Origin of the sequence: Brevundimonas nasdae (assembly GCF_016654005.1) — a bacterium.
Lineage (GTDB): Bacteria > Pseudomonadota > Alphaproteobacteria > Caulobacterales > Caulobacteraceae > Brevundimonas > Brevundimonas nasdae.
On record NZ_JAEPWN010000001.1, the window covers coordinates 92136 to 114929 of the forward strand.

General features: G+C 68.1%; 17 protein-coding genes. 11 read left to right on the plus strand and 6 right to left on the minus strand.

Annotation, left to right across the window (positions count from 1 at the left end; translation table 11 throughout):
* The 6 genes from lptC to JKF87_RS00495 all read left to right on the plus strand — a co-directional run bounded on the left by lptC (window position 1) and on the right by JKF87_RS00495 (window position 5093).
* Entirely contained in the window at window positions 1–660 is a 660-nt protein-coding gene (gene lptC / locus JKF87_RS00470) for an LPS export ABC transporter periplasmic protein LptC (RefSeq protein WP_201096367.1), read from the plus strand.
* Window positions 661–665: 5 nt separating this feature from the next.
* Window positions 666–1154 (plus strand): LptA/OstA family protein, encoded by a 489-nt coding sequence (locus JKF87_RS00475; protein WP_201096368.1) that lies wholly within the window; start codon window positions 666–668, stop codon window positions 1152–1154.
* 72 nt (window positions 1155–1226) lie between these two features.
* Window positions 1227–1961, plus strand: coding sequence for an LPS export ABC transporter ATP-binding protein (lptB, locus tag JKF87_RS00480; RefSeq protein WP_236260997.1), 735 nt, complete (start codon window positions 1227–1229; stop codon window positions 1959–1961).
* A 368-nt stretch (window positions 1962–2329) separates the two neighbouring features.
* Window positions 2330–3835, plus strand: coding sequence for an RNA polymerase factor sigma-54 (rpoN, locus tag JKF87_RS00485; protein WP_201096370.1), 1506 nt, complete (start codon window positions 2330–2332; stop codon window positions 3833–3835).
* Between the two features lie 64 nt (window positions 3836–3899).
* Window positions 3900–4553, plus strand: coding sequence for a ribosome hibernation-promoting factor, HPF/YfiA family (gene hpf, locus JKF87_RS00490; protein ID WP_201096371.1), 654 nt, complete (start codon window positions 3900–3902; stop codon window positions 4551–4553).
* A 72-nt stretch (window positions 4554–4625) separates the two neighbouring features.
* Complete coding sequence (locus tag JKF87_RS00495; protein WP_201096372.1) at window positions 4626–5093, plus strand: PTS sugar transporter subunit IIA; 468 nt, start codon at window positions 4626–4628, stop codon at window positions 5091–5093.
* A gap of 54 nt (window positions 5094–5147) precedes the next feature.
* Here the strand turns inward: JKF87_RS00495 and JKF87_RS00500 are convergent, their stop codons facing one another.
* From JKF87_RS00500 to JKF87_RS00515, 4 genes are all read right to left on the minus strand, one after another.
* Window positions 5148–5399, minus strand: a complete 252-nt coding sequence (locus JKF87_RS00500) for a DUF1150 family protein (protein WP_201096373.1) — start codon at window positions 5397–5399, stop codon at window positions 5148–5150.
* Between the two features lie 63 nt (window positions 5400–5462).
* On the minus strand, window positions 5463–5882 hold the full coding sequence (locus tag JKF87_RS00505; RefSeq protein ID WP_201096374.1) for an Hsp20 family protein: 420 nt from the start codon (window positions 5880–5882) through the stop codon (window positions 5463–5465).
* A 183-nt stretch (window positions 5883–6065) separates the two neighbouring features.
* Window positions 6066–10580 (minus strand): glutamate synthase large subunit, encoded by a 4515-nt coding sequence (gene gltB, locus JKF87_RS00510; RefSeq protein ID WP_201096376.1) that lies wholly within the window; start codon window positions 10578–10580, stop codon window positions 6066–6068.
* Window positions 10577–12007: an NAD(P)-dependent oxidoreductase gene (locus JKF87_RS00515; RefSeq protein ID WP_307417121.1), complete on the minus strand. Its 1431-nt coding sequence runs from the start codon at window positions 12005–12007 to the stop codon at window positions 10577–10579. Before JKF87_RS00515 ends, gltB begins: the two co-directional genes overlap by 4 nt.
* Before the next feature lie 231 nt (window positions 12008–12238).
* Between JKF87_RS00515 and JKF87_RS00520 the strand changes: the two genes are divergently transcribed.
* The gene (locus JKF87_RS00520; protein ID WP_201096380.1) at window positions 12239–14650 is read left to right on the plus strand and encodes a membrane-bound PQQ-dependent dehydrogenase, glucose/quinate/shikimate family; all 2412 of its coding nucleotides are present in this window, start codon (window positions 12239–12241) and stop codon (window positions 14648–14650) included.
* Window positions 14651–14831: 181 nt separating this feature from the next.
* Here JKF87_RS00520 and JKF87_RS00525 read toward each other — a convergent pair whose 3' ends face one another.
* Both JKF87_RS00525 and proB read right to left on the minus strand, forming a co-directional pair.
* Window positions 14832–16094, minus strand: a complete 1263-nt coding sequence (locus JKF87_RS00525) for a glutamate-5-semialdehyde dehydrogenase (RefSeq protein ID WP_201096382.1) — start codon at window positions 16092–16094, stop codon at window positions 14832–14834.
* Window positions 16091–17239 (minus strand): glutamate 5-kinase, encoded by a 1149-nt coding sequence (proB, locus tag JKF87_RS00530; RefSeq protein WP_201097162.1) that lies wholly within the window; start codon window positions 17237–17239, stop codon window positions 16091–16093. Before proB ends, JKF87_RS00525 begins: the two co-directional genes overlap by 4 nt.
* A gap of 73 nt (window positions 17240–17312) precedes the next feature.
* On the opposite strand from proB, the gene JKF87_RS00535 reads away from it, so the two are divergent.
* The 4 genes from JKF87_RS00535 (at window position 17313) to JKF87_RS00550 (ending at window position 22789) form a co-directional block, all read left to right on the plus strand.
* Entirely contained in the window at window positions 17313–18095 is a 783-nt protein-coding gene (locus JKF87_RS00535; RefSeq protein WP_201096384.1) for a ZIP family metal transporter, read from the plus strand.
* Window positions 18096–18289: 194 nt separating this feature from the next.
* A complete protein-coding gene (bglX, locus tag JKF87_RS00540; protein ID WP_201096386.1) occupies window positions 18290–20527 on the plus strand; it encodes a beta-glucosidase BglX in 2238 nt (745 codons plus the stop codon).
* 151 nt (window positions 20528–20678) lie between these two features.
* Entirely contained in the window at window positions 20679–21839 is a 1161-nt protein-coding gene (gene carA / locus JKF87_RS00545; RefSeq protein ID WP_201096388.1) for a glutamine-hydrolyzing carbamoyl-phosphate synthase small subunit, read from the plus strand.
* A complete protein-coding gene (locus JKF87_RS00550) occupies window positions 21836–22789 on the plus strand; it encodes a hypothetical protein (protein WP_201096390.1) in 954 nt (317 codons plus the stop codon). The genes carA and JKF87_RS00550 overlap by 4 nt, the downstream gene beginning before the upstream one ends.
* Window positions 22790–22794 lie beyond the last annotated feature (5 nt).

Consider the following 22794-nt stretch of genomic DNA (forward strand, 5'->3'; position numbering starts at 1 on the left):
TTGACCGAACCCGCCGATCAGTCCCGGATCGAGGCCGACGAGGCCCGCGTCGCCCTGGCGGGCGAACGCTGGCGCGCGCGCTCGCGGCGGGTGAAGCTGTATCGGCGGGTCCTGCCCATCATCATCCTGGTGCTGGCGGGCGGCGCCCTGACCTGGACCGTGTTCCGCACCGTCATGTCGGGCGTGGAGCGCAAGGCCAGCCAGAGCAACGAGGTCCGCCTGGACAAGCCCCTGTTCCACGGTCAGGATTCGCAGGGCCGCGCCTTCACCGTGGGGGCGCAGGGCGCGATCCGCGACGCCGCGACCGGCCAGTTCCGCCTGGTCGGACCGGCGCTGAAACTGAACCTGGGCGGACGCAAGGTGACGGAGCTGACGGCAGGCGGCGGGACCTATAATGAGCAGGCCCGCACTGTAACCCTTGGTCCTGACGTGAAAATCTCGGACGGCGGCACCGGCTTCGTGCTGACGACGCCGGAGGCGGTGGTCAATACGGACACCGGCGTGATCACGGGTTCAAAGGGGGTTCAGGGCGCGGGGCCTCTTGGAACCATCAACGCTTCGTCCTATGCGATCTATGATCAGGGCCAGCGCGTGGTGTTCGACGGGCAGGGCGACAAGAAGATAAGCGGTACGATCAATCCCTCGGGATCAGGCGGATGATGGCGATGAAGTTCAAAGCACTGGCGGCGGTCTCCGCCCTGGCGGTCCTGGCCCTTCCGGCCGTGGGCGACGCCCAGGTGAACAAACAGACCTCGAACCAGCCGATCGCCTTCGGCGCCGACTCGGGCGAGCAGACGCCGGCCAGCATCTCGCTGCGCGGCCGCGCCGAGGTGACGCAAGGCGGCAACCGCCTGCGCGCCGACGCCATCACCATGTTCCGCAATGCGGCGGGCGACCCCGACCGGGTCGAGGCCACCGGAACCGTCTATTTCGTCACCCCGACCCAGTCGATGCGCGGCGACCGCGCCGTCTATACGATCAACAACGGCGAAGTCGTCGTGACCGGCAACGTCATCCTGACCCAGGGGCAGAACGTCCTGACGGGCGGGCGGCTGAACTATAATGTCAACACCGACGCCGCGACCATGGCGGGGGCCCCGCGCGGCTCCGCCGGAACCCGCATCCAGGGCGTCTTCTATCCCGGCAACAACTAGAGGCCGTTCGCAGACTTGGCGCGCAAGGAACTTTCCGCACTGAACCGCGACGAACCGGTCGCGGAGCCGGTCTTGGCCCCCTCCAAGGCGGACAAGGGCCTGCGTGTGCGCAACCTCGCCCGCAGCTTCGGCCAGCGTCAGGTGGTGCGCGACGTCTCCCTGACCGTCCAGCGCGGCGAGGTCGCGGGTCTGCTCGGCCCCAACGGCGCGGGCAAGACGACCTGCTTCTACATGATCACCGGCCTGATCCCGCCGGACGCCGGGTCGATCTGGCTGGACGGCGAGGACATCACCGGCCAGCCCATGTATCAGCGCAGCCGCATGGGCCTGGGCTATCTGGCCCAGGAAGCCTCCATCTTCCGCGGCATGACGGTCGAGCAGAACGTCAAGTCGGTGGTCGAGCTGAACTATGACCGCAGCCAGATCGCAGCCGAGACGAACCGCCTGCTGAACGAGCTGCACATCGACCACCTGCGCCACGCCCCGGCCACAGCCCTGTCGGGCGGCGAGCGTCGCCGCGTCGAGATCGCGCGCGCCCTGGCGGGGCGCCCGTCCTTCATCCTGCTGGACGAACCCTTCGCCGGCATCGACCCCCTGGCCATCGCCGACATCCGCTCGGTCATCCGCTATCTGGCCAGCCAGGGCATCGGCGTGCTGATCACCGACCACAATGTGCGCGAGACGCTGGAGATCACCGATCGCGTCTCCATCATCTCCGGCGGCTCGGTCCTGTTCGAAGGCACGTCCGACGAAGCCATTCACGACCCCGAGGTCCGCCGGGTCTATCTGGGCGAAATGTACGCCTGAGGCCCTTCTCCTCCCCATTTCATGGGGAGGTGGCGCGGCGCGTTCCTGCGCCGTGACGGAGGGGTTCGTTCCGCATCGCCACAGCCTCATTCCGGGCGTCCCACACACCGCAAACCCGTCATCCTCGCCGTTGTGGCGAGGATTTATGCTCCCAGTCTGTCAGCAAGGCGCACACCCGAAACACCGGGAGCATGGATCCTTGGGACAAGCCCAGGGATGACGGGAGAGGGAGGGGGCGGCGTCGTCAACCTATCCAACGCGCCGTTTCTGACGGGGAGGCGTTGCTGTTGGCGTCCCGTTAACCGGTTTGGCGACATTCTGGCCCCAGCAAGTTCCGGGCCAGTTCAGCGTTCGGTGGGAAAAACGAAGTGATCGGTCAAAGGTTAGAGGTCAGACAAGGGCAGGGGCTGGTCATCACGCCCCAGCTGCAGCAGGCGATCAAGCTGCTGCAACTGTCCAATCTCGAGCTGGAGGAATTCGTCGAGGCCGAGCTGGAGCGCAATCCGCTGCTGCAACGTGACGAGCCTGAAGGCGAGGGGCCGGACGCCCCGCAACAGGCCGAAACCGCGACCGCCGACGGTGAAATGTCCTTTGGCGACGGCGTGGGCCATGAAGCCGTGGCTTCGATGGACGCCGGGTCCGACGATGTTTACGGCGACGCCGCGCCGGGCGAGCGCACCAGCGACCGCATGACCGACGAGGCCCAGCCCGGCCTGTCCGACTGGTCCAGCGCGGGCAAGGGCGGCCAGACCTTCGAAGGCGGCGACCTCGAACGCCCCGACACCCACGAACTGTCGCTGTGGGAGCATCTGCAGGCCCAGGCCTCGTCCGCCGGATTCAGCCCCGCCGACCACGGCATCGCCCTGACCCTGATCGACGCCACCGACGAGGGCGGCTATCTGCGCGGCGAACTGAACGAATTCGCCGACCGGCTGGGCGTGCCGCTTGAGCGGATCGAGGCGGTGCTGGGCGTCTGCCACGGTTTCGAACCCACGGGCGTCATGGCCCGCTCGGTTCCGGAATGCCTGAAGCTGCAGCTGATCGACCGCAATCGGTTTGATCCGGCCATGGCGGCCCTGCTGGACAATCTGGACCTGCTGGCGCGGCGCGACCTGGCGGGACTGCGCAAGATCTGCGGCGTGGACGCCGACGACCTGTCGGACATGATCGCCGAGCTGAAGGCCCTTACGCCGCGTCCCGGCGCGGGTTTCGGCGGCGAACCGGCCCAGACCGTCGTGCCCGACGTCCATGTCCGCGCCGATCCGGCGGGGGGATGGCGGGTCGAGCTGAACGCCGACACCCTGCCGCGTCTGCTGGTCGACAAACGCTATCACGGTCTGGTCCAGGCGGGCGCGCGCTCAGACACCGAAAAGACCTTCGTCGCCGACTGCGCGGCCCAGGCCAACTGGCTCGTCAAGTCGCTGGACCAGCGCGCCAAGACCATTCTGAAGGTCGCCTCCGAGATCGTGCGCCAGCAGGACGCCTTCCTGGCATTCGGCGTCGAGTTCCTGCGGCCCCTCAATCTGAAGACGGTGGCTGACGCGATCAGCATGCACGAATCCACCGTCAGCCGCGTCACGTCGAACAAATATGTCGCCACCCCGCGCGGCGTGTTCGAGCTGAAATTCTTCTTCACCGCCGCCATTCAATCGGTGGACGGCGCCTCGACCCACTCGGCCGAAGCGGTCCGTCACCGGATAAAAACAATGATTGATGGCGAGGGGCTGGATGGCGACGTTTTGTCCGACGACCGGATCGTCGAAATACTTAAGGAGACGGGCATCGACATCGCCCGCCGTACCGTCGCCAAGTATCGGGAAGCCTTGAGGATTCCGTCCTCCGTCGAGCGCCGCAGGATGCTCCGCACGGCCTGACAAGCGTGACCACAAAACGGTGATCTGGATTGACACCAAATCCAGTCGGGCGCGTTCTATCGGCATGCAAGTCCAAGTCAGCGGCAAGCAAGTGGATGTCGGCGAAGCGTTAGGCTCGCGCATCTCCCAGGAACTCGAAGACGGGGTCGGAAAATACTTCGCCCGCGGCGGCGATGGCGCCGAGGTCGTGGTCTCCAAGGACGGCCACAACTTCAAGGTGGACTGTTGGGTCCGTCTCGCGTCGGGTCAGACGCTGGTGACGACCGGGTTCGGCGGCGACGCCCACTCGGCCTTCACCGAGGCACTGGATCGGCTCGAGACACGGGTTCGTCGCTACAAGCGCCGACTCAAGGACCACCATATCGGGCCCAAGGGTCTGTCGCCCGAAAAGACTGAAAACGCCGCCCGCGAGGTCGCACGCAGCATCGTGCTGCGTGACCCCGACAGCGTGGACGACGACGTCTTCGGCGACGCCAGCGAGAACGACGGCCCGCCGCCGGTGGGCATGGTCATCGCCGAGACCGAACACGAGATCCGCACCATCACGGTGGGGCGGGCGGTGCTGGAGCTGGACATGACGGGCTATCCCGTCGTGCTGTTCCGCAACGCGGCGCATGGCGGTCTGTCGGTCGTCTATCGACGGCCGGACGGCAACGTCGGCTGGATCGATCCTGAGCGGACCAGCAAACTGAACGGCCAGGCAAAAGGCACGGCCTAGTTTGACTTTGTTGCGGGAGCCTCTAAACGGGCGCCCGCAACCGCCAGTCTATTTTTGAGAACCGGGTTTCCAATGGATATCGCAGATTTGCTCGCGCCTAACGGCGTGGTGCTGCGCGGCGGCGCCTCATCAAAGCGTCAGGCGCTGAATGCTGTGGCCGAGGCCGCCGCCCATGCGCTGGGCGTGGACGAGGGGCGCGTGCTGGAGGCGCTGCTGGAGCGCGAGGCCCTGGGCTCGACGGGCCTGGGCTCGGGCGTGGCGGTTCCGCACGCCCGTCTGAAAGAAGTCGACCGCGTGACGGCGGTCTTCGTGCGTCTGGATACGCCGGTGGCCTATGAGTCGGTGGATGACCGTCCGGTCGATCTGCTGCTGGCCCTGTTCGCTCCGCCCAAGGACGGCGCCGAACATCTGCGGGCTCTGGCTGCGGTGTCGCGGGCGCTGCGGTCGTCGGAACTGCGCGAACAACTGCGTCAGGCGCGCACCGTTGATGCGATCAAGGCTCTGTTCGTCAAGGACGACGCCCCGGCGACGGCGGCCTGATCACGGCTCTGGAAGGCGGCGCATTCCCATCGCGGGGCCGCCCTCCAGTCTTTCTCAGTGAACCGAAACCGGCTCCAGTTCGTGAGCCACGGCGGCGGCGAAGGCGGTGTCGCGGTCCAGCATCACAGCCAGGCGTTCGCCGTCGGCGCTGTGCACCGCATACAGGGACTGGCCGGGATCAAAGCTCATGTCCCTGATCTCGACGGCGTCCTCCATCAGGTCCGACGCCTTCACCTCGCGCACATAGACGAGGTCGGGGGCGCCCAGGCCTGCAAAATCTTCCTTGGTCATCATCAACGGCGTCATAGGACCGCCTCCTTCATTACTGATGAACGCTCAGAACCCTGAGCGGTTCGAACTTCGATATTTTCAGCCCGCCGTGATCGGGATGCGCCGCACGGCGCGCTCGGCCTCGGGGCGGATCAGGTCGACGTGCAGCAGGCCGTGCTCGGCCCGCGCGCCCTGAACCTCCAGCCCGTCGGCCAGAACAAAGCTGCGGACAAAGCCGCGCGCCGCGATGCCCCGGTGCAGGAAGGCCTGCTCGCTCTTGCCCGCATCGTCGCGCTTTCCAGCGATGGTCAGCTGGCGGCCTTCCAGGGTGATGGCCAGTTCGTCGGGCGAAAACCCGGCTACCGCCAGGCTGATGCGGACCCCGGCGTCACCGATCTGTTCGACATTATACGGCGGATAGGATTCCGCTGCGGCCTTGGCGGCCCGGTCGATCAGGGCGCGGGTATGGTCAAAGCCCAGCAGGAAGGGGCTGTCGAACAGAATGGTGCGGGTCGTCATCTGGGTCCTCGGAAAAGCGACCGACCGGCCTGTCTCCCGCAATCGGCAAGACCTCCGGTCACAGATGAAGATGGGGGCAGGCTGCGCCCGGATCAACCATCCCGGCCTGTGGGCAGCGGGGATGGGTTTGCAGCCCTGGGCATGGAATCCCCGCCGCCGAGGAGACGGCGGGGAAATAGGGGGTCAGGCGCTGGTCTTCAGCCGTTCCGTCCTGGCGACGATGTCGGTCAGGGGCACGATGCGGACGAACCGGCTGAGGGTGTTGGCCCAGTCGCCCAGCAGACGACGCGCCAGCGGGGACGCCGTCGCCGCCAGATGGGCCTCGATCAGTTCGCGCAGCCGCTCGGCCGCCGCCTCGTCGATGTCGGTCACGCCCGCCAGATCGCCGTTCAGCGCCCGTTCGGCGAAGCCCGGTTGATCCAGCACGAACAGCTCGCCGCCGCTCATGCCCGCCGCCAGGTTCCAGCCGACCGAACCCAGCACGACCACGCGTCCGCCGGTCATATATTCACAGCCGTGCGCGCCCAGACCCTCGACCACGGCCTCGGCGCCGGAGTTGCGGACGGCGAACCGCTCGCCCGCCGCACCGGCGACGAACAGCCGGCCCGAGGTCGCGCCGTACAGGGTCGTGTTGCCGCAGATCAGCTGATCCTCGCGCCATTCGGTCGTGCGGACCGAAATCTCGGCGCCCGACAGACCCTTGCCGACATAGTCGTTGGCCTCGCCCGTCAGGTGCAGCTCCAGACCCTTGGCGGCGAAGGCGCCGAAGCTCTGACCCGCGATGCCTTCCAGACGCAGCTTCAGACGGCCCGCCGGTCCCTGGGCGCCGAAGCGGCGCACGATGGCCGAGGACACGGCGGCGCCCACGGTCCGCTGGGTGTTGTTCAGCGGATAGGACAGCTCCAGCGTCTGGCCGCGATCCAGGAAGCGCACGGCGTCCTTCAGCACGCGCGCGTCCAGGCTTTCGGCGATGGGCTTGCGGGTCGTCTTGTCGGCCCACTTGCCCGCCGCCCCTTCGTCCACCTGAACCAGCAGGGGGTTCAGGTCCAGGTCGTCCAGGTGCGCGCCGCCGCGGCGGACCTGACGCAGCAGGTCGGTGCGGCCGATGATCTCGTCCATCGTCCGGGCGCCGATCGAGGCCAGGATTTCGCGCGTCTCCTCGGCGATGAAGGTGAACAGGTTCACCACCTTGTCGGGCGTGCCGGTGAATTTCTCGCGCAGACGGTCGTCCTGCGAACAGACGCCGACGGGGCAGGTGTTGGAATGGCACTGGCGCACCATCAGACAGCCCATGGCGATCAGGGCGGCGGTGCCGACGCCGTATTCCTCGGCACCCAGCATGGCGGCGATGACGACGTCGCGGCCCGTGCGGACCCCGCCGTCGGTGCGCAGGGTGACCGAGCCGCGCAGATTGTTCAGCGTCAGCACCTGATGGGCCTCGGCCAGGCCGATCTCCCACGGCAGGCCCGCGTGCTTGATCGAGGTCTGGGGCGAGGCGCCGGTGCCGCCGTTGTGTCCGGCGATCAGGATGGCGTCGGCGTTCGCCTTGGCCACGCCCGACGCAATGGCGCCGATGCCCGATGCGGACACCAGTTTCACCGTGACGCGGGCGTCGGGATTGATGGCCTTCAGGTCATAGATGAGCTGGGCCAGGTCCTCGATCGAATAGATGTCGTGGTGCGGCGGCGGAGAGATCAGGGTGGTGCCGGGCACGGCATGGCGCATCCGGGCGATGAACTCGGTCACCTTGAAGCCGGGCAGCTGGCCGCCCTCGCCGGGCTTGGCGCCCTGTGCGACCTTGATCTCGATTTCGCGGCACTGGTTCAGATATTCGGCGGTGACGCCGAACCGGCCCGAGGCCACCTGTTTGACCGCCGAGTTGGCGTCATCGCCGTTCGGGCGCGGGTGATAGCGTTCGGGATCCTCGCCGCCCTCGCCGGACACCGAACGGGCGCCGATGCGGTTCATGGCGATGTTCAGCGTCTCATGTGCTTCGGGGCCCAGGGCGCCCAGCGACATGGCCTGGGTCAGGAAGCGGCGGCGGATGTCCGACACGCTCTCGACCTGATCGACCGGAATGGCGACGCCTTCGCGGAAGTCCAGCAGGTCGCGCAGGGAGACGTCGGCCTGATTGCGCACGGCCTCCGAGAACTGCTTGAAGCGGCGATAGTCGCCCCGGTTGCAGGCGTCCTGCAGCAGGTGGATGGTCTTGGCCTCGTGGGCGTGAGCCTCTCCGCCCGCGCGGATCTTGAAGAAGCCGCCGATGGCGGGAGAGGGCAGGGCCTCGCCCCAGGCCAGCCTGTGACGCTTCAGCGCCGCCTGCTCCAGACCGGCCAGACCGATGCCGGAGATGCGCGACGGGGCGCCGGGGAAGAACTCGGCCGTCAGCGCGCGCGACAGGCCCAGCACCTCGAACTCGCACCCGCCGCGATAGGCGGAGATGACGCTGATCCCCTTGCGCGCCAGGGTCTTCAGCAGCCCAGCCTCGATCCCCGCCTTATAGTTCAGGCAGGCGTCGCGCAGCGTCATGCCCGGGTACAGGCCCCGATCCAGGCGTTCCTGGAACAGGTCCTGGGCCAGCCAGGCGTTGACGGTGGTGGCGCCGACGCCGACCAGAACCGCGAACCCGTGCGGGTCCAGCGTCTCGGCGGTGCGGACCACGATGGAGCAGTAGGAGCGCAGGCCCGCCGTGGTCAGGCGGCCATGCACCCCGGCGGTCGCCAGGATCATCGGCGCGGCCAGACGCTGGGCCGAACCCTGCTGATCGGTCAGCACGATCAGGGCGGCGCCGTTGCGGGCGGCGGCCTCGGCCTCGTCCATGATCCGGTCCAGCGCAGCGCGCAGACCGGCGCCGGGGCGGGCCGTGTCGGACGGCACGTCATAGCTGCAGTCGATGACCACGGTCGAACCGGCGCCGACCGTGTCGATCATGCGCTCGTACATGCCGTTGGTCAGGACGGGGCTGTCCAGCACGAAGACGTCGGTCTGGGCCTCTTCGACGGCCAGGATGTTGCCCAGGTTCTTGAACCGGGTCTTCAGGCTCATGGCCCCCGATTCCCGCAAGGGGTCGATCGGCGGGTTGGTGACCTGGCTGAAGTTCTGGCGGAAGTAATGCGACAGCGGACGCGGCAGGGCCGACAGGACGGCGGGCGGGGCGTCATCGCCCATGGAGCCGACCGCCTCCTTGCCGTCACGCACCAGGGCGTCCAGCAGAAGGTCCAGGTCTTCACGGCTGTAGCCGGCGGCGATCTGACGGCGCGTCAGGTCTTCGCCCGAGGCCGAGCGCGGCTCCGGTCCGGGGCCGATGATCGATTCCAGATCGACCATATTGCCCAGCCATTCGGTGTAGGGATGGACGGCGGACAGGGCCTCGATGGCCTCATGCTCGTCATAGACGCGGCCATGCTTCAGATCGACGGCGATCAGCTTGCCGGGGCCGATGTGCAGGCGGCGCTTCACCCGGCTTTCGGGGATCGGCACCAGACCGGCTTCAGAGCCCGCCATCAGCAGGCCGTCGACGGTTTCGACCGCGCGCAGGGGACGCAGGCCGTTGCGGTCCTTGCCCGCCACGATCCAGCGGCCGTCGGCGGCGCAGATGGCGGCCGGACCGTCCCACGGCTCCATGACCGCGTTGCAATAGGCGTAGAAGGCGCTGTGCGCCTCGGGCATGACCACGTCGTCCTTGGACCAGGCTTCCGGGATCAGCAGGGCCTTGGCCATGGGCGCGGGGCGACCGGCGTGGACCAGCACCTCCATGACGTTGTCCAGGGCGGCGGAGTCGGAGCCGCCCGGCTGGACGACCGGCTTCACCTCGCCGTCACGGTCGCCGAAGGCCTGGGCGGCCATGCGGATCTCGTGCGACTTCATCCAGTTCAGATTGCCCTTCAGCGTATTGATCTCGCCGTTGTGGGCCATCATGCGGAAGGGCTGGGCCAGCTTCCATTCGGGGAAGGTGTTGGTCGAATAGCGCTGGTGGAAGACGGCGTAGGCCGAGACGAAGCGCGGGTCCTCCAGATCGGGATACAGGTCGCCCAGCAGTTCGGCCCGCACCATGCCCTTGTAGGCGATGGAGCGCGCGGACAGGGTGCAGATATAGACGGCCGACAGGTTCTCGGCCTTGACCGTCTTTTCGATGCGGCGGCGGCACAGATACAGTTCGCGCTCCAGCGCCTCGCCGTCCAGCGGCTGGCCGGCGTCGTCCAGCGGCGGGGCCAGCATGATCTGTTCGATCTCGGGCCGGGTCGCGCCCGCCTTGGTGCCGACGACCGACAGGTCGATGGGCGTCTGGCGCCAGCCATAGATCCAGAAACCGGCGCGCAGGGCCTCGGTCTCGACGATGGCGCGGGCGCGATCCTGGGCGCCCAGGTCGGTGCGCGGCAGGAAGACCTGGCCCACGCAGATCGGGCCGGGACGCAGGGACTGGCCGATGGAGGCCACCTGTTCGGCGAAGAAGGCCTGGGGCAGTTCGGCCATGATGCCTGCGCCGTCGCCCGACAGGCCGTCGGGATCGACCGCGCCCCGGTGGGCCACGGCCTTCAGGCTGCGGATCGCATATTCGACCACGTCGCGACGCGGGCTGCCGTCGATGGAGCAGACCAGGCCCACGCCGCAGGCGTCGCGCTCGGAGCTGCGGTCATAGGCGTTGCCGGCTTCCAGACGGTCGCGGGTTTGTTCGTACTTATCAAGCCACTGGGTCATGCCGCGACCTCCTCGGTGCGGGTCTTAAGGTAGCGATCAATCTCGGCGGCGGCGTCCTGGCCTTCGCGCACGGCCCAGACGACCAGAGAGGCCCCGCGCACCGCATCGCCCGCGGCGAAGACGCCCGGCAGGCTGGTGGCGAAGCTGACGGCGCCGACGCGGATGGTGCCGTCGTCACGCAGGCGCAGATCCGGTTCGTGCGCCGCGAACGGCTCGGGCGAGAAGCCCAGGGCCTCGATGACGATGTCAGCGGGAATGTCGAAATCGGCGCCGGGCACCGGCACGATGTCGCGACGCTCGCCGGGGGCCGCCTCGGTCAGCTGCATCCGCGCGGCGCGGACGCCGGTGACCCGGTCGCCCTGCGACAGCAGGGCCTTGGGCGCGCCCAGCCATTCGAAGACGACGCCTTCCTCTTCGGCGTTCTGAACCTCGCGGGCCGAACCCGGCATGTTCTCGCGGTCGCGGCGATAGAGGCAGGTCACGGAGGCCGCGCCCTGACGGATGGCGGTGCGGACGCAGTCCATGGCGGTGTCGCCGCCGCCGATCACGACGACGCGCTTGCCGCTGGCCTCGTACCAGCCCGCCTGTTCGGCGTCGCCCAGGTCGCGGCGGTTCTGATGGGTCAGATACTGCAGGGCCTCGACCGTCGAGTCCGGGCCACGGCCCGGCGCCGACAGGATGCGCGGCTGATAGACCCCCATGGCCAGCAGCACGACGTCGTGGCGGTCGCGCAGTTCGCTCAGGGTCACGTCCTTGCCGACGTCGCAGCCCAGGACGAACTGGACCCCGCCTTCGATAAGACGGTCCACGCGGCGCTGAACCACATGCTTCTCCAGCTTGAAGCCGGGGATGCCATAGATCAGCAGGCCGCCCGCACGGTCGTGGCGGTCATAGACGACGACCTGATAGCCTTCGCTGCGCAGGCGGTCGGCGGCGGCCAGGCCTGCGGGCCCCGCGCCGACGATGCCGATGGTCTCGACGCGTTCAGCCTTGGGACGGATCGGTTCGACCCAGCCGTTCGCAAAGGCCTGATCGCCCAGCCAGGCCTCGACCGAGCCGATGGTCACGGCGTCCCAGCCCGAGACGTTCAGCGTGCAGGCCCCCTCGCACAGCCGGTCCTGCGGGCAGATGCGGCCGCAGATTTCGGGCATGGTCGAGGTCAGGGACGCGACGCGCCACGCCTCGCGCGGCTCGTTCTCGGCCGACAGGCGCAGCCAGTCGGGGATATTGTTCTGCAGCGGGCAGGCGTTCTGACAGAACGGCACCCCGCAGTCGGTGCAGCGTGACGCCTGTTTCTCGGCCGTCTCGGTCGAATGGGGAATCGTAATCTCCCCGAATCCGCGCGCACGCAGTTCGGCTGAGGCCTTGGAGAGGCGGCGCGGCTCTACGACGAAAGTCCCGCCTTGCTTTATGGTTTTATGGGTCACTTTTCGCATATGCAGCAATCAGCCCATATCAGGCAAATATTATTGCTGTGAGCGGTTCTCAGTTGCGAAAATAGCAAGAAACATTCGCGCGCGCCGCGTTGTGCGCTGAAAACGTGTGACTGAGCGGCGCGTTGAAGCAATGGTCTTCAGCGGTTCCGGGGGTGCGACAATATGGAACCGCCTCTGCACCCAAGCGTTGCAAAACCCTGATCCTTAGATGAGGGGGCTTCCATGCCACGATGGACTTCGCCGACCGGGTTGGGAGGTTGGCTGACGCTGCTTCTCGGCCTGCTGCTTGCCGTGATCGGACTGGTTTTGACGATCGGCGGCGTGCAGCTCGCCGCACTGGGCGGCTCCTGGTATTATCTGATTGCGGGCCTGGCGCTGATCGTGTCGGGCTTTTTCCTTGTGTTTCGCGACATCAAGGGCGTCTGGATTTACGGCGCGACCTTCCTGCTGACCCTGGTCTGGGCCCTGTGGGAGAAGGGGCTGAACGGCTGGGCCCTGGTGCCGCGTCTGGTCGGGCCGCTGGTCCTGCTGTTCCTGGTGATCGCCACCCTGCCGGTGGTGAGAGTGCGCGGCGGCGGCAAACAGGCGGGCATCGGGATCATCGCCCTGGCTGTGGTTTCGGTCGTCTTCGGCCTGGTCGTGGGTCAGGCCAATCAGGCCCGCGTCGACAGCCCGGTGCCGAGCGCGCGCGGTCCCTTTGGTGATCCGGCCCTGATCAAGGCGGGCGTCGACTGGCCCGCCTATGGCGGCTCGGACGCCGCGCAGCGCTATTCGCCGCTGACCCAGATCAACCGGGACAATGTCGGCAAGCTGGAGCGCGCCTGGACCTTCCGCACCGGCGACCTGCCGGGCGAGCGTTTCGGCGCCGAGACCACGCCGCTGAAGATCGGCGACACCGTCTATCTCTGCTCGGCGCGCAACAAGATGTTCGCGCTGGACGCCAACACCGGCCAGCAGAAATGGGCCTATGATCCCAAGGTGCCGGACGACCAGATCCCCTACACGGCGGCCTGCCGGGGCGTGACCTATTACGCCGTGCCGAACGCGGATCAGGCCCAGCCCTGCGCCACGCGGATCATCGAAGGCACGCTGGACGGCCGCATCATCTCGCTGGACGCCAAGACCGGCGTGCCTTGCCCGGCCTTCGGCACGAACGGCGAAGTCAGCATCAAGGTCGGCATGGGCGATCCCTATCCGGGCATGGTGTCGATCACCTCGCCGCCCGTCATCGTGCGCGGCGTCATCGTGACCGGCCACCAGGTTCTGGATGGGCAGAAGCGCTGGAACGCGTCTGGCGTGATCCAGGGCTATGACGCCGTCACCGGCCAGCTGCGCTTCGCCTGGGACATGATGCGTCCCGAGACGACCACCACCCCGCCGGAAGGCCAGACCTACACCCCCGGCACCCCGAACATGTGGACGACGGCGACGGCGGACGAAGGCCTGGGCCTGGTTTACCTGCCGATGGGCAACTCGGCGGCGGACTATTACTCCAGCCTGCGTCGTCCGCAGGAGAACCAGTACTCCAGCGCCCTGGTCGCGTTGGACGTCACTACTGGCAAGCCGCGCTGGCATTATCAGACCGTCCGCATGGACGTCTGGGACTATGACCTGGGCTCGCAGGTGACCCTGGTGGACCTGCCCACCGCGTCGGGCGTCGTGCCTGCCGTGATCCTGCCGTCCAAGCGCGGCGAGATCTTCGTGCTGGACCGTCGCACGGGCCAACCGCTGCACGGCGTCGAGGACCGTCCCGCACCGCGCGGCGGCGTCGAGCCCGCCCAGCGTGCGGCGACCCAGCCCTATTCGCTGTTCAACACGCTGGCCAAGCCGGTGCTGCACGAACGCGACATGTGGGGCATCTCGCCCATCGACCAGATGATCTGCCGCATCCAGTTCAAGAAGGCGTCCTATGAGGGGGAGTTCACCGCCCCCACGGTCGACCGTCACTGGATCCAGTATCCGGGCTACAACGGCGGTTCCGACTGGGGCAGCCTGGCGCTCGATCCGGCGCGCGGCGTGATCATCGCCAACTACAACGACATGCCCAACTACAACCGTCTGGTCCCGCGCGCCGAGGCCGACAAGCTGGGCTGGTTCTCGCGCGACGACCCCCGCTATCAGGCTGAACAGCCGGGCAAGGGCTCCAAGGGCGAGGGTGCGGGCGACCCGCAGCAGGGCGTGCCCTATGCGATCAATGTGAACGCGGGCTGGCGCATGCCCTTCACCGGCGTGCTGTGCAAGGAGCCTCCTTACGGCGGCATCCGCGCCATCGACGTGCAGAGCGGCAAGACCCTGTGGGACCGTCCGTTCGGCACGGCCCGCAAGAACGGCCCGTTCGGCATCCCGTCGATGCTGCCGCTTGAGATCGGCACGCCGAACAACGGCGGTTCGGTCGTCACGGCGGGCGGTCTGATCTTCATCGCTGCGGCGACCGACGATCTGATCCGCGCCATCGACATCGAGACCGGCAAGACCGTCTGGTCGGACGTCCTGCCTGCGGGCGGCCAGGCCAACCCGATGATCTATGAGCAGAACGGCCGCCAGTATCTGGTGATCGTGGCCGCCGGCCACCACTTCATGGAGACGCCGGAAGGCGACTATGTGATTGCTTATGCTCTGCCGCAGCGCGGTTGAGTTGACGCATTAAATCTCCCTCCCCTGCGGGGAGGGTGGTCGCGCCAGCGACCGGGTGGGGGCGGCTCGGCGACGAGCCGCTCCTTCTCGTTTCAGGAAGGGTTGCTCTTGCTCAGCGCAGCCGCCCCCACCCGACTTCGCCTTCGGCTCAGCCACCCTCCCCGAACGGGGAGGGAGATCATTAGGGTCTGATCTGGCCCTGTCCCCGCACCACATATTTGTAGGTGGTCAGTTGCTCGGCGCCGACCGGGCCGCGCGCGTGCAGGCGGGCGGTGGAGATGCCGATCTCGCCGCCGAAGCCGAACTCGCCGCCATCGGCGAACTGGGTCGAGGCGTTGATCAGGACGATGGCGCTGTCGACCTTTGAGGCGAACCGTTCGGCGGCCCCGGCGTCGGTGGTGATGATCGCCTCGGTATGGCCCGAGCCATAGCGGGCGATGTGGTCTGCGGCGGCGTCCAGATCATCGACGACCCGGACCGACAGGATGGGCGCCAGATATTCGGTGGTCCAGTCGGCGTCGTCGGCGGGCTTCATCGCCGACACCAGGGCGCGCGCCTCATCGTCGCCGCGCAGTTCGCATCCGGCGGCGATCAGATCGGCGGCGACGGCGGGCAGCAGGCGCTCTGCCCCCGCCCGGTCCACCAGCAGGGTCTCGGTCGCGCCGCACACGGACACCCGCCGCATCTTGGCGTTGACGGCGACGGCGCGGGCCACGTCCAGATCGGCGGCTTCGTGCAGATAGGTGTGGTTCAGCCCCTCAAGATGGCTGAGCACCGCCGTCTTGGCGTCGGCCTGAACGCGCGCGACCAGGCTCTTGCCGCCACGCGGGATCAGAAGGTCGATGGCCCCGTCCAGTCCCGCCAGCATCAGGCCCACCGCGTCGCGGTCGGGCGTATCGACCAGTTGCACCGCGTCGGCGGGCAGTCCGGCCTCGGCCAGGGCCTCTGCGACCAGGGCCGCAATGGCCAGCGACGACTGCAGACAGTCGGAGCCGCAGCGCAGGATGGCCGCATTGCCCGAGCGGATGCACAGGGCGGCGGCGTCGGCGGTGACGTTGGGACGGCTCTCATAGATGACGCCCAGGACGCCGATGGGGGTGCGGACGCGGGCGATGTCCAGACCATTGGCCGGGGTCCAGCGTTCGGTCTCCACGCCCAGAGGGTCGGCTACGGCGGCGATGGTCGCCACCGCCTCGGCCATGCCTGCGATTCGGGCGGGCGACAGGGCCAGACGGTCGATCATGGCCTCGGTCATGCCGTTTGCGCGGGCGGCCTCGACGTCTTTCGCATTGGCGGCCAGGATCGGCGCCTCGGCGGCCTTCAGTTTTTCGGCCAGCAGGTCCAGCGCGCGGGTGCGGGCGGCGGCTGGCGCATCGCGCAGGCCCTGGGCGGCGGCGCGGGCGCGGCGGCCCAGTTCAAGCATATGGGCGGTCAGGTCGGTCATCGGTCGCTCAACACCATGTCGTCTCGGTGGATCAGGACGGAGGCGCCGCGATAGCCGAGGATGGCCTCGATCTCATCGCTGCGGCGTCCGCGAATACGGGCGGCGTCTTCGGCGGCGTAGGCGGCCAGGCCCACCCCGACCGGCAGGCCGGATGGGTCGCTCAGGCGCACGCAGTCGCCCTTCTCGAAGTCGCCGGATACGGCGGTGACGCCTGCGGGCAGCAGGCTCTTGCCCGCCTTCAATGCGGTGACGGCCCCGGCGTCCAGGCGCAGCTCGCCCGCAGGCGACAGACTGCCGGCGATCCACTGCTTGTAGGCGGCCATGGGGCCGTTGGGCGCTGAGATCAGGGTGGCGCGCGCGCCCTCGCGGATGGCGGTCAGCGGCGACAGGGTCTGGCCTGAGGCGATGATGGTGGCGCAGCCCGCCGAACGCGCGATCTGGGCCGCCGCCAGCTTGGTGGCCATGCCGCCGGTGCCGACGCCCGCATCCGCATTGGCGCCCCCGCCCATGGCCATGACCTCGGGCGACAGGGTCTCGATCAGCGGCAGATGGGCGGCGGCGGGATCGCGGCGCGGATCGGCGGTGTAGAGGCCGTCCACGTCCGACAGCAGGATCAGCAGATCCGCGCGCGCCAGCTGGGCCGCCCGCGCCGCCAGCCGGTCGTTGTCGCCGTAACGGATCTCCTCGGTCGCCACCGTGTCGTTCTCATTGACGATGGGGATGACGCCGTGGGCCAGCAGGGCGTCGATGGTGGCGCGGCCGTTCAGCCAGCGGCGACGGCGTTCGGTGTCGTCGCGCGTCAGCAGCACCTGACCGGCGACCAGACCATGCGGCTCCAGCGCCGTCGACCAGGCCGCCATCAGCAGGGACTGCCCGACCGAGGCCGCCGCCTGCTTGTCCTCCAGCCGCACGCCCAGCCCCGGCAGCCGCCCGCGTCCCAGGGCGATGGAGCCGGACGAGACCACGATCACATCACGCCCTTCGTTTTTCAGCACCGCCAGATCGCGCGCGATCGCCGCCAGCCAGTCGCGCGTCGGCTGGCGCGTCTGGGCGTCGATCAACAGGGACGAGCCGATCTTGACCACGACGCGCCGCGCGCCGGTCAGCGCGCAAGCCGCGTCCAGTTTCGACAGGGTGGAGGCCATATTCGACATGACGGTTTCTCTAACGCCCTCATTCAGGCTTGTCTCTTGCTGCTTGGCCCCTCAGACCAGTGAAATGATGGAATCCCTTTCCCCGGTCGCCGCTGGCGCGCTTGGCAGTCTGGCGGCGGGCATGATGACCGCTGTCGGCGCCGTGCCGCTGCTGTTCTTCAGGAAACCGGGCGTGCAGACCCAGAGCGTGCTGCTGGGCTTCGCCGCCGGGGTCATGCTGGCGGCCTCCTTCTTCTCCCTGATCATCCCCGGCGTGGAAGTGCTGCAGGCGGGCGGCGCGTCACAGGCCTGGGCGGCGGGGACGATGGCGGGGGCGGTGCTGATCGGGGCGACGGTGATCGGGCTGATGAACCGGTTCGCGCCGGTCGACATGCTGGCCATCGGGCCGGCCGGGTCGCGGCATCTGTCGCGCCGCATCTGGCTGTTCATCATCGCCATCACCCTGCACAACTTCCCAGAGGGCGCAGCCGTCGGCGTCAGCTTCGGCGGCGGCGACATGCAGCAGGGCCTGTCGACCGCCGTCGGCATCGGCATCCAGAACATGCCGGAGGGGCTGGCCGTCTCGGCGGCGATGGCGACCCTGGGCTATGGCCGATGGGCGGCCTTTCTGGCGGCGCTGGCCTCGGGCCTGGTCGAGCCCGTCGGCGGCCTGATCGGGGCCAGCGTGGTCGGCGCCATGCCAGGCGCCCTGCCGTGGGGCCTGGGTCTGGCCGCAGGCGCCATGATCTATGTGGTCACCGCCGAGATCATTCCCGAGACCCGCCATCAGTCCAAGGGCGACGGCTCCATGATCGGCCTGATGATCGGCCTGGTCGGGATGATGTTCCTGGACATCGCCCTGGGGTGAACGTCTGGGGCGAAGCTTGCGCTGAACGTCAGGGCTTGATGCCGTGGGGCGCGGGGGGCTAGGCCTTCAATCTGCCTTGTCCAAGACCTTGGGAACCCATGACGGATACGCCATTTTCCAAGACCGCCGCTTCGCGTAGAAATGTCCTGTCTGGCCTCGGCCTTCTAAGTTTGATGGGCGCCGGAATCCTCCCCATGCCTGCAATCGCCGAATCCACCCCCGCCGCCCAGCGTCACCGCCAGCGGATCGAGGATCTGATCGGCGCCATGACGCTGGAGGAGAAGGCCGGGCAGTTGAACCTGCTGGCCGACCCCTTCCGCTGGCTGCCCAAGGCGGTGAACCCGCTGGACGGACAGGGCAACCCGGCCCGCGTCACCGCCCTGATCCGCGAGGGCAAGGTCGGCTCTCTGTTCAACGGCGTCGGCGCCGAGGCCGGGCGCCGGATTCAGCAGGTGGCGGTGGAAGAGAGCCGCCTGAAAATCCCGCTGCTGTTCGCGGCGGACGTGATCCACGGCATGACCACCATCTTCCCAGTGCCGCTGGGCGAGGCGGCCTCGTTCGACCCGGATCTGTGCCGTCGCACGGCCCGAGCCGCCGCGCGTGAACTGGCGGCCTCTGCGGTTCACCAGACCTATGCGCCGATGGTGGATGTGGCGCGCGATCAGCGCTGGGGCCGCAACGTCGAGGGCGCAGGCGAGGACGTGCTGCTGAACAATGTGCTGGCGGCGGCGCGGGTGCATGGCTTCCAGGGCGACAAGGGGTTGGATGATCCCGAGGCCGTTCTGGCCACCGCCAAACACATGGCCGCCTATTCCGCCGCCATCGGCGGGGTCGAATACAATACGACGGACATGAGCGAGCAGACCCTGCGCGGGGTCTTCCTGCCGCCATTCCGCGCCTCGGTCGATGCGGGCGCGCTGGCGATCATGAGCGCCTTCAACGATGTGAACGGCGTCCCGGCCTCGGGCAATCGCAAGCTTCTGACCGACATCCTGCGCGGGGAGTGGGGTTTCGAGGGCTTCGTCCTGTCCGACTACACCTCCGAGCAGGAGCTGGTGGCCCACGGCTTCGCCGAGGACGCCCGCGACGCCGCACGCCTGGCCTTCAACGCCGGGGTCGATGTGTCGATGGTGTCGGGCCTTTACCTGGAGCATCTGCCGGGGCTGGTGCGGTCGGGCGAAGTGTCGATGGCGCGGCTGGACGAGGCGGTGCGCCGGGTCCTGAACGTCAAGGCGGCGCTGGGCCTGTTCGACGATCCCTATCGCGGCACCGACCCGGAGCGGGAGCGGGCTGTGGTGGGCGCGCGCCAGCACGTCGAACTGGCGCGCGAGGCGGGCCGCAAGTCGGTGGTCCTGCTGAAGAATGACAACAGCCTGCTGCCGCTGAACAAGCGCCAGAAGATCGCCCTGATCGGCCCGTTCGCCGATGACGTCGACAACGTCTGGGGGCCGTGGTCGATCTGGGGAATGCCCGAGCGGCGGGTGTCCCTGGAGGCGGGGTTCCGCGCGGCGATGGATGACCCGTCCCTGCTGAGCATTGCTCGGGGTTCGGGCATCGAGGCACCGCTGAATGGCGGCATCGAACAGGCCGTCGCCGCCGCCCGCGCCGCTGATGTCGTGGTGCTGGCCATCGGCGAAGGCCAGCAGATGTCCGGCGAGGCCCAGTCACGCACCGAAATCGTCGTGCCTGCGCCGCAGCAGGCGCTGGTCGAGGCCGTGGCGGCGACCGGCAAACCCGTCGTCATCCTGCTGCGAAACGGACGGGCGCTGGCGCTGGAAGGGGCGGTCAAGAACGCCCACGCCATTGTCGTGACCTGGTTCCTGGGTGAGCAGATGGGCAACGCCGTCGCCGATGTGATCTTCGGCGACCACGGACCGTCGGCGCGCCTGCCGATCAGCTTCCCGCATCGTTCGGGCCAGCAACCCTATTCCTATGACCGCAAGACCACGGGCCGCCCCGCCAATCCCGATCTGGCGCAAGAGGAATACAAGGCCCGCTATCGCGAGACGCCCAATACGGCCCTCTATCCCTTCGGCTTCGGCCTGAGCTACGGCGACATCGTCTATGGCCCGATCCAGATGGAGACGGACCAGCTGCAATGGACGGGAACGATTGAGATCGCCGCCATGATCACCAACCGGGGACGGCGTGAGGCAGAGGAGCTGGTGCAGCTCTATATCCACGACCGCGTCGCCAGCCTGACCCAGCCGGGGCGGCTGCTGAAGGACTTCAAGCGGATACGCCTGCGGCCCGGCCAGCAGGAGAAGGTCAGCTTCACCCTGAACCCCCGCCAACTGGGCTTCATCGGGGCGGACGAGGCCTATCGGATCGAGCCTGGCCTGTTCGATGTCTGGGTCGCGCCGCACGCCCAGGGGGGCGTCGCCTCGACATTCCGGCTGATTGGGCCGCCTTCGATCACCGATGGTCGTTGACCGAAGGGGCGGCAGGGCTTAACGACGCCGCCGTTTGCCCGAAGCATGATTGCATCTCACGGGGGCCGCCGCGCGGTCGCTGTGCAGACGCGAACACGCTCTGCGGCGATCTGCCTCGGTTCTGGCTGGATTTGCGTGTAGGAGTGCGCCCATGACGACGAAGATTCTTCCCGGCGCGACAGGCGTCCTGGCCCTGGCCGATGGCACCATCCTGCAGGGAATCGGTGTCGGCGCGACCGGTTCGGCCCTGGGCGAGGTGGTCTTCAATACCGCCATGACCGGCTATCAGGAAATCCTGACTGACCCGTCGTACATGAGCCAGATCCTGGCCTTCACCTTCCCGCACGTCGGCAATGTCGGCACCAATCTGGAAGACATCGAACAGATCGGCGGCGGTTCGGACACCTCGGCGCGCGGCGCGATCTTCCGCGACGTGCCGACCGACCCGGCCAACTATCGCTCGGACGCCAGCTTCGATGACTGGATGAAGCGTCGCGGCGTTGTCGGCCTGGCGGGCGTGGACACCCGCGCCCTGACCAAGATCATCCGTGACAAGGGCGCGCCCCATGCGGTCATCGCCCACGATCCCAATGGCGACTTCGACCTCGACGCTCTGGTCGCCCAGGCCAAGGCCTGGACGGGGCTGGTGGGCCTGGACCTGGCCAAGCCCGCCTCGACGCTGCAGGCGTTCGAATGGGACGAAGGCCTGTGGGAATGGCCGGAGGGCCACCCCAAGACGCAGGGCCGCAAGAACGTGGTCGTCATCGACTATGGGGTGAAGCGCAACATCCTGCGCGCCCTGGCCTCGACCGGCGTCAAGATCACCGTGGTCCCCGCAACGACGACGGCGGAAGAGGTTCTGGCCCGCAATCCTGACGGCGTGGTCCTGTCCAACGGTCCGGGCGACCCGGCGGCGACCGGCGAATACGCCGTGCCGGAAATCCAGAAGCTGGTCGCCAGCGGCAAGCCCCTGATGGGCATCTGCCTGGGCCACCAGATGCTGGCCATCGCCCTGGGGGCCAAGACCGTGAAGATGGAGCAGGGGCACCACGGCGCCAACCATCCGGTCAAGGATCTGACGACGGGCAAGGTCGAGATCGTGTCGATGAACCACGGCTTCACCGTCGACCGCGACAGCCTGCCGGAGGCCGTGACCGAAACCCACGTCAGCCTGTTTGACGGCACCAACTGCGGCATCGCGGTCAAGGACAAGCCGATCTTCAGCGTGCAGCACCACCCGGAAGCCTCTCCGGGACCGACGGACAGCCTTTATCTGTTCGACCGGTTTGCAGACCTGATCGAACGCGCGTGAGCCGAGGGGCCGCCCGCTCAACCTATCTGAGCTGGCTGGCCCGCGCGCTGGCCCCCGTGGATGCATCGGCGTCTGCGGGCGGCCCCGACGACCTGGTTCTGGGCTATGCGACCGGCTATGGCCGGTGCGATGTCGAGGCCTTCGTGCGCTCGCTGCGGGCGGTGCATGACGGGCCTGTCGGCCTGTTCGTCGATCCCGATCCTGATTTCCGCGCATGGCTGGCGTCGCAGGGCGTCGAGACGCTGGACCCGACCGCCTGCGCCGGGTGGGCGCCTCTGCCGGTGGTGGCGCGGTTCGGCGACTATGCGCGCCTGATCGAAAGCCGTTCTGCGCTGCGCAACGTCCTGCTGACGGATGTGCGCGACGTGGTGTTCCAGGCCTCGCCCTTCGCCCAGCCGATCACGGGCCTGGAGGTCTTCGTCGAGGACGAGGACCACAGCCTGGGACAGAACCCCTTCCATTCCAAATATCTGCGCGCGCTGGCGGGCGACGAGGTGACCGACACCATCGCCGACCGGCCGTGTCTGTGCGCCGGCACCATCATCGGCCCGGCGGCGGACGTGGCGCGCCTGTGCCGCCTGATCCTGACGCTGGGCGCCATTCCCCGCTCCAGCGTCGGCGGGGGCTTCGGCATCGACCAGGCGTCGCTGGAACTGGCCGTGCATCAGGGGCTGGTCGCGGCCTGCGTCCGGCCCAACTATTCGCGGGTCGCCACCCTGGGCCAGTGCATCGACGGCGTCGGCGTGGACGAGGACCGCATCACCAATCCTGACGGCTCGATCAGTCCGGTGGTGCACCAGTATGACCGCCATCCCGAACTGATGGGCCTAGTGCGGGCGCGATGGAGCGCAGAGGCGCGCGACCGTGTGCGCACGGGGCCGCAGGGTCTTTCACGCGTGCAGGCCAAGCTGAAGGCGACGCTGTCGCGTTATCTGATGGAGTTTCGCTGAGGCCC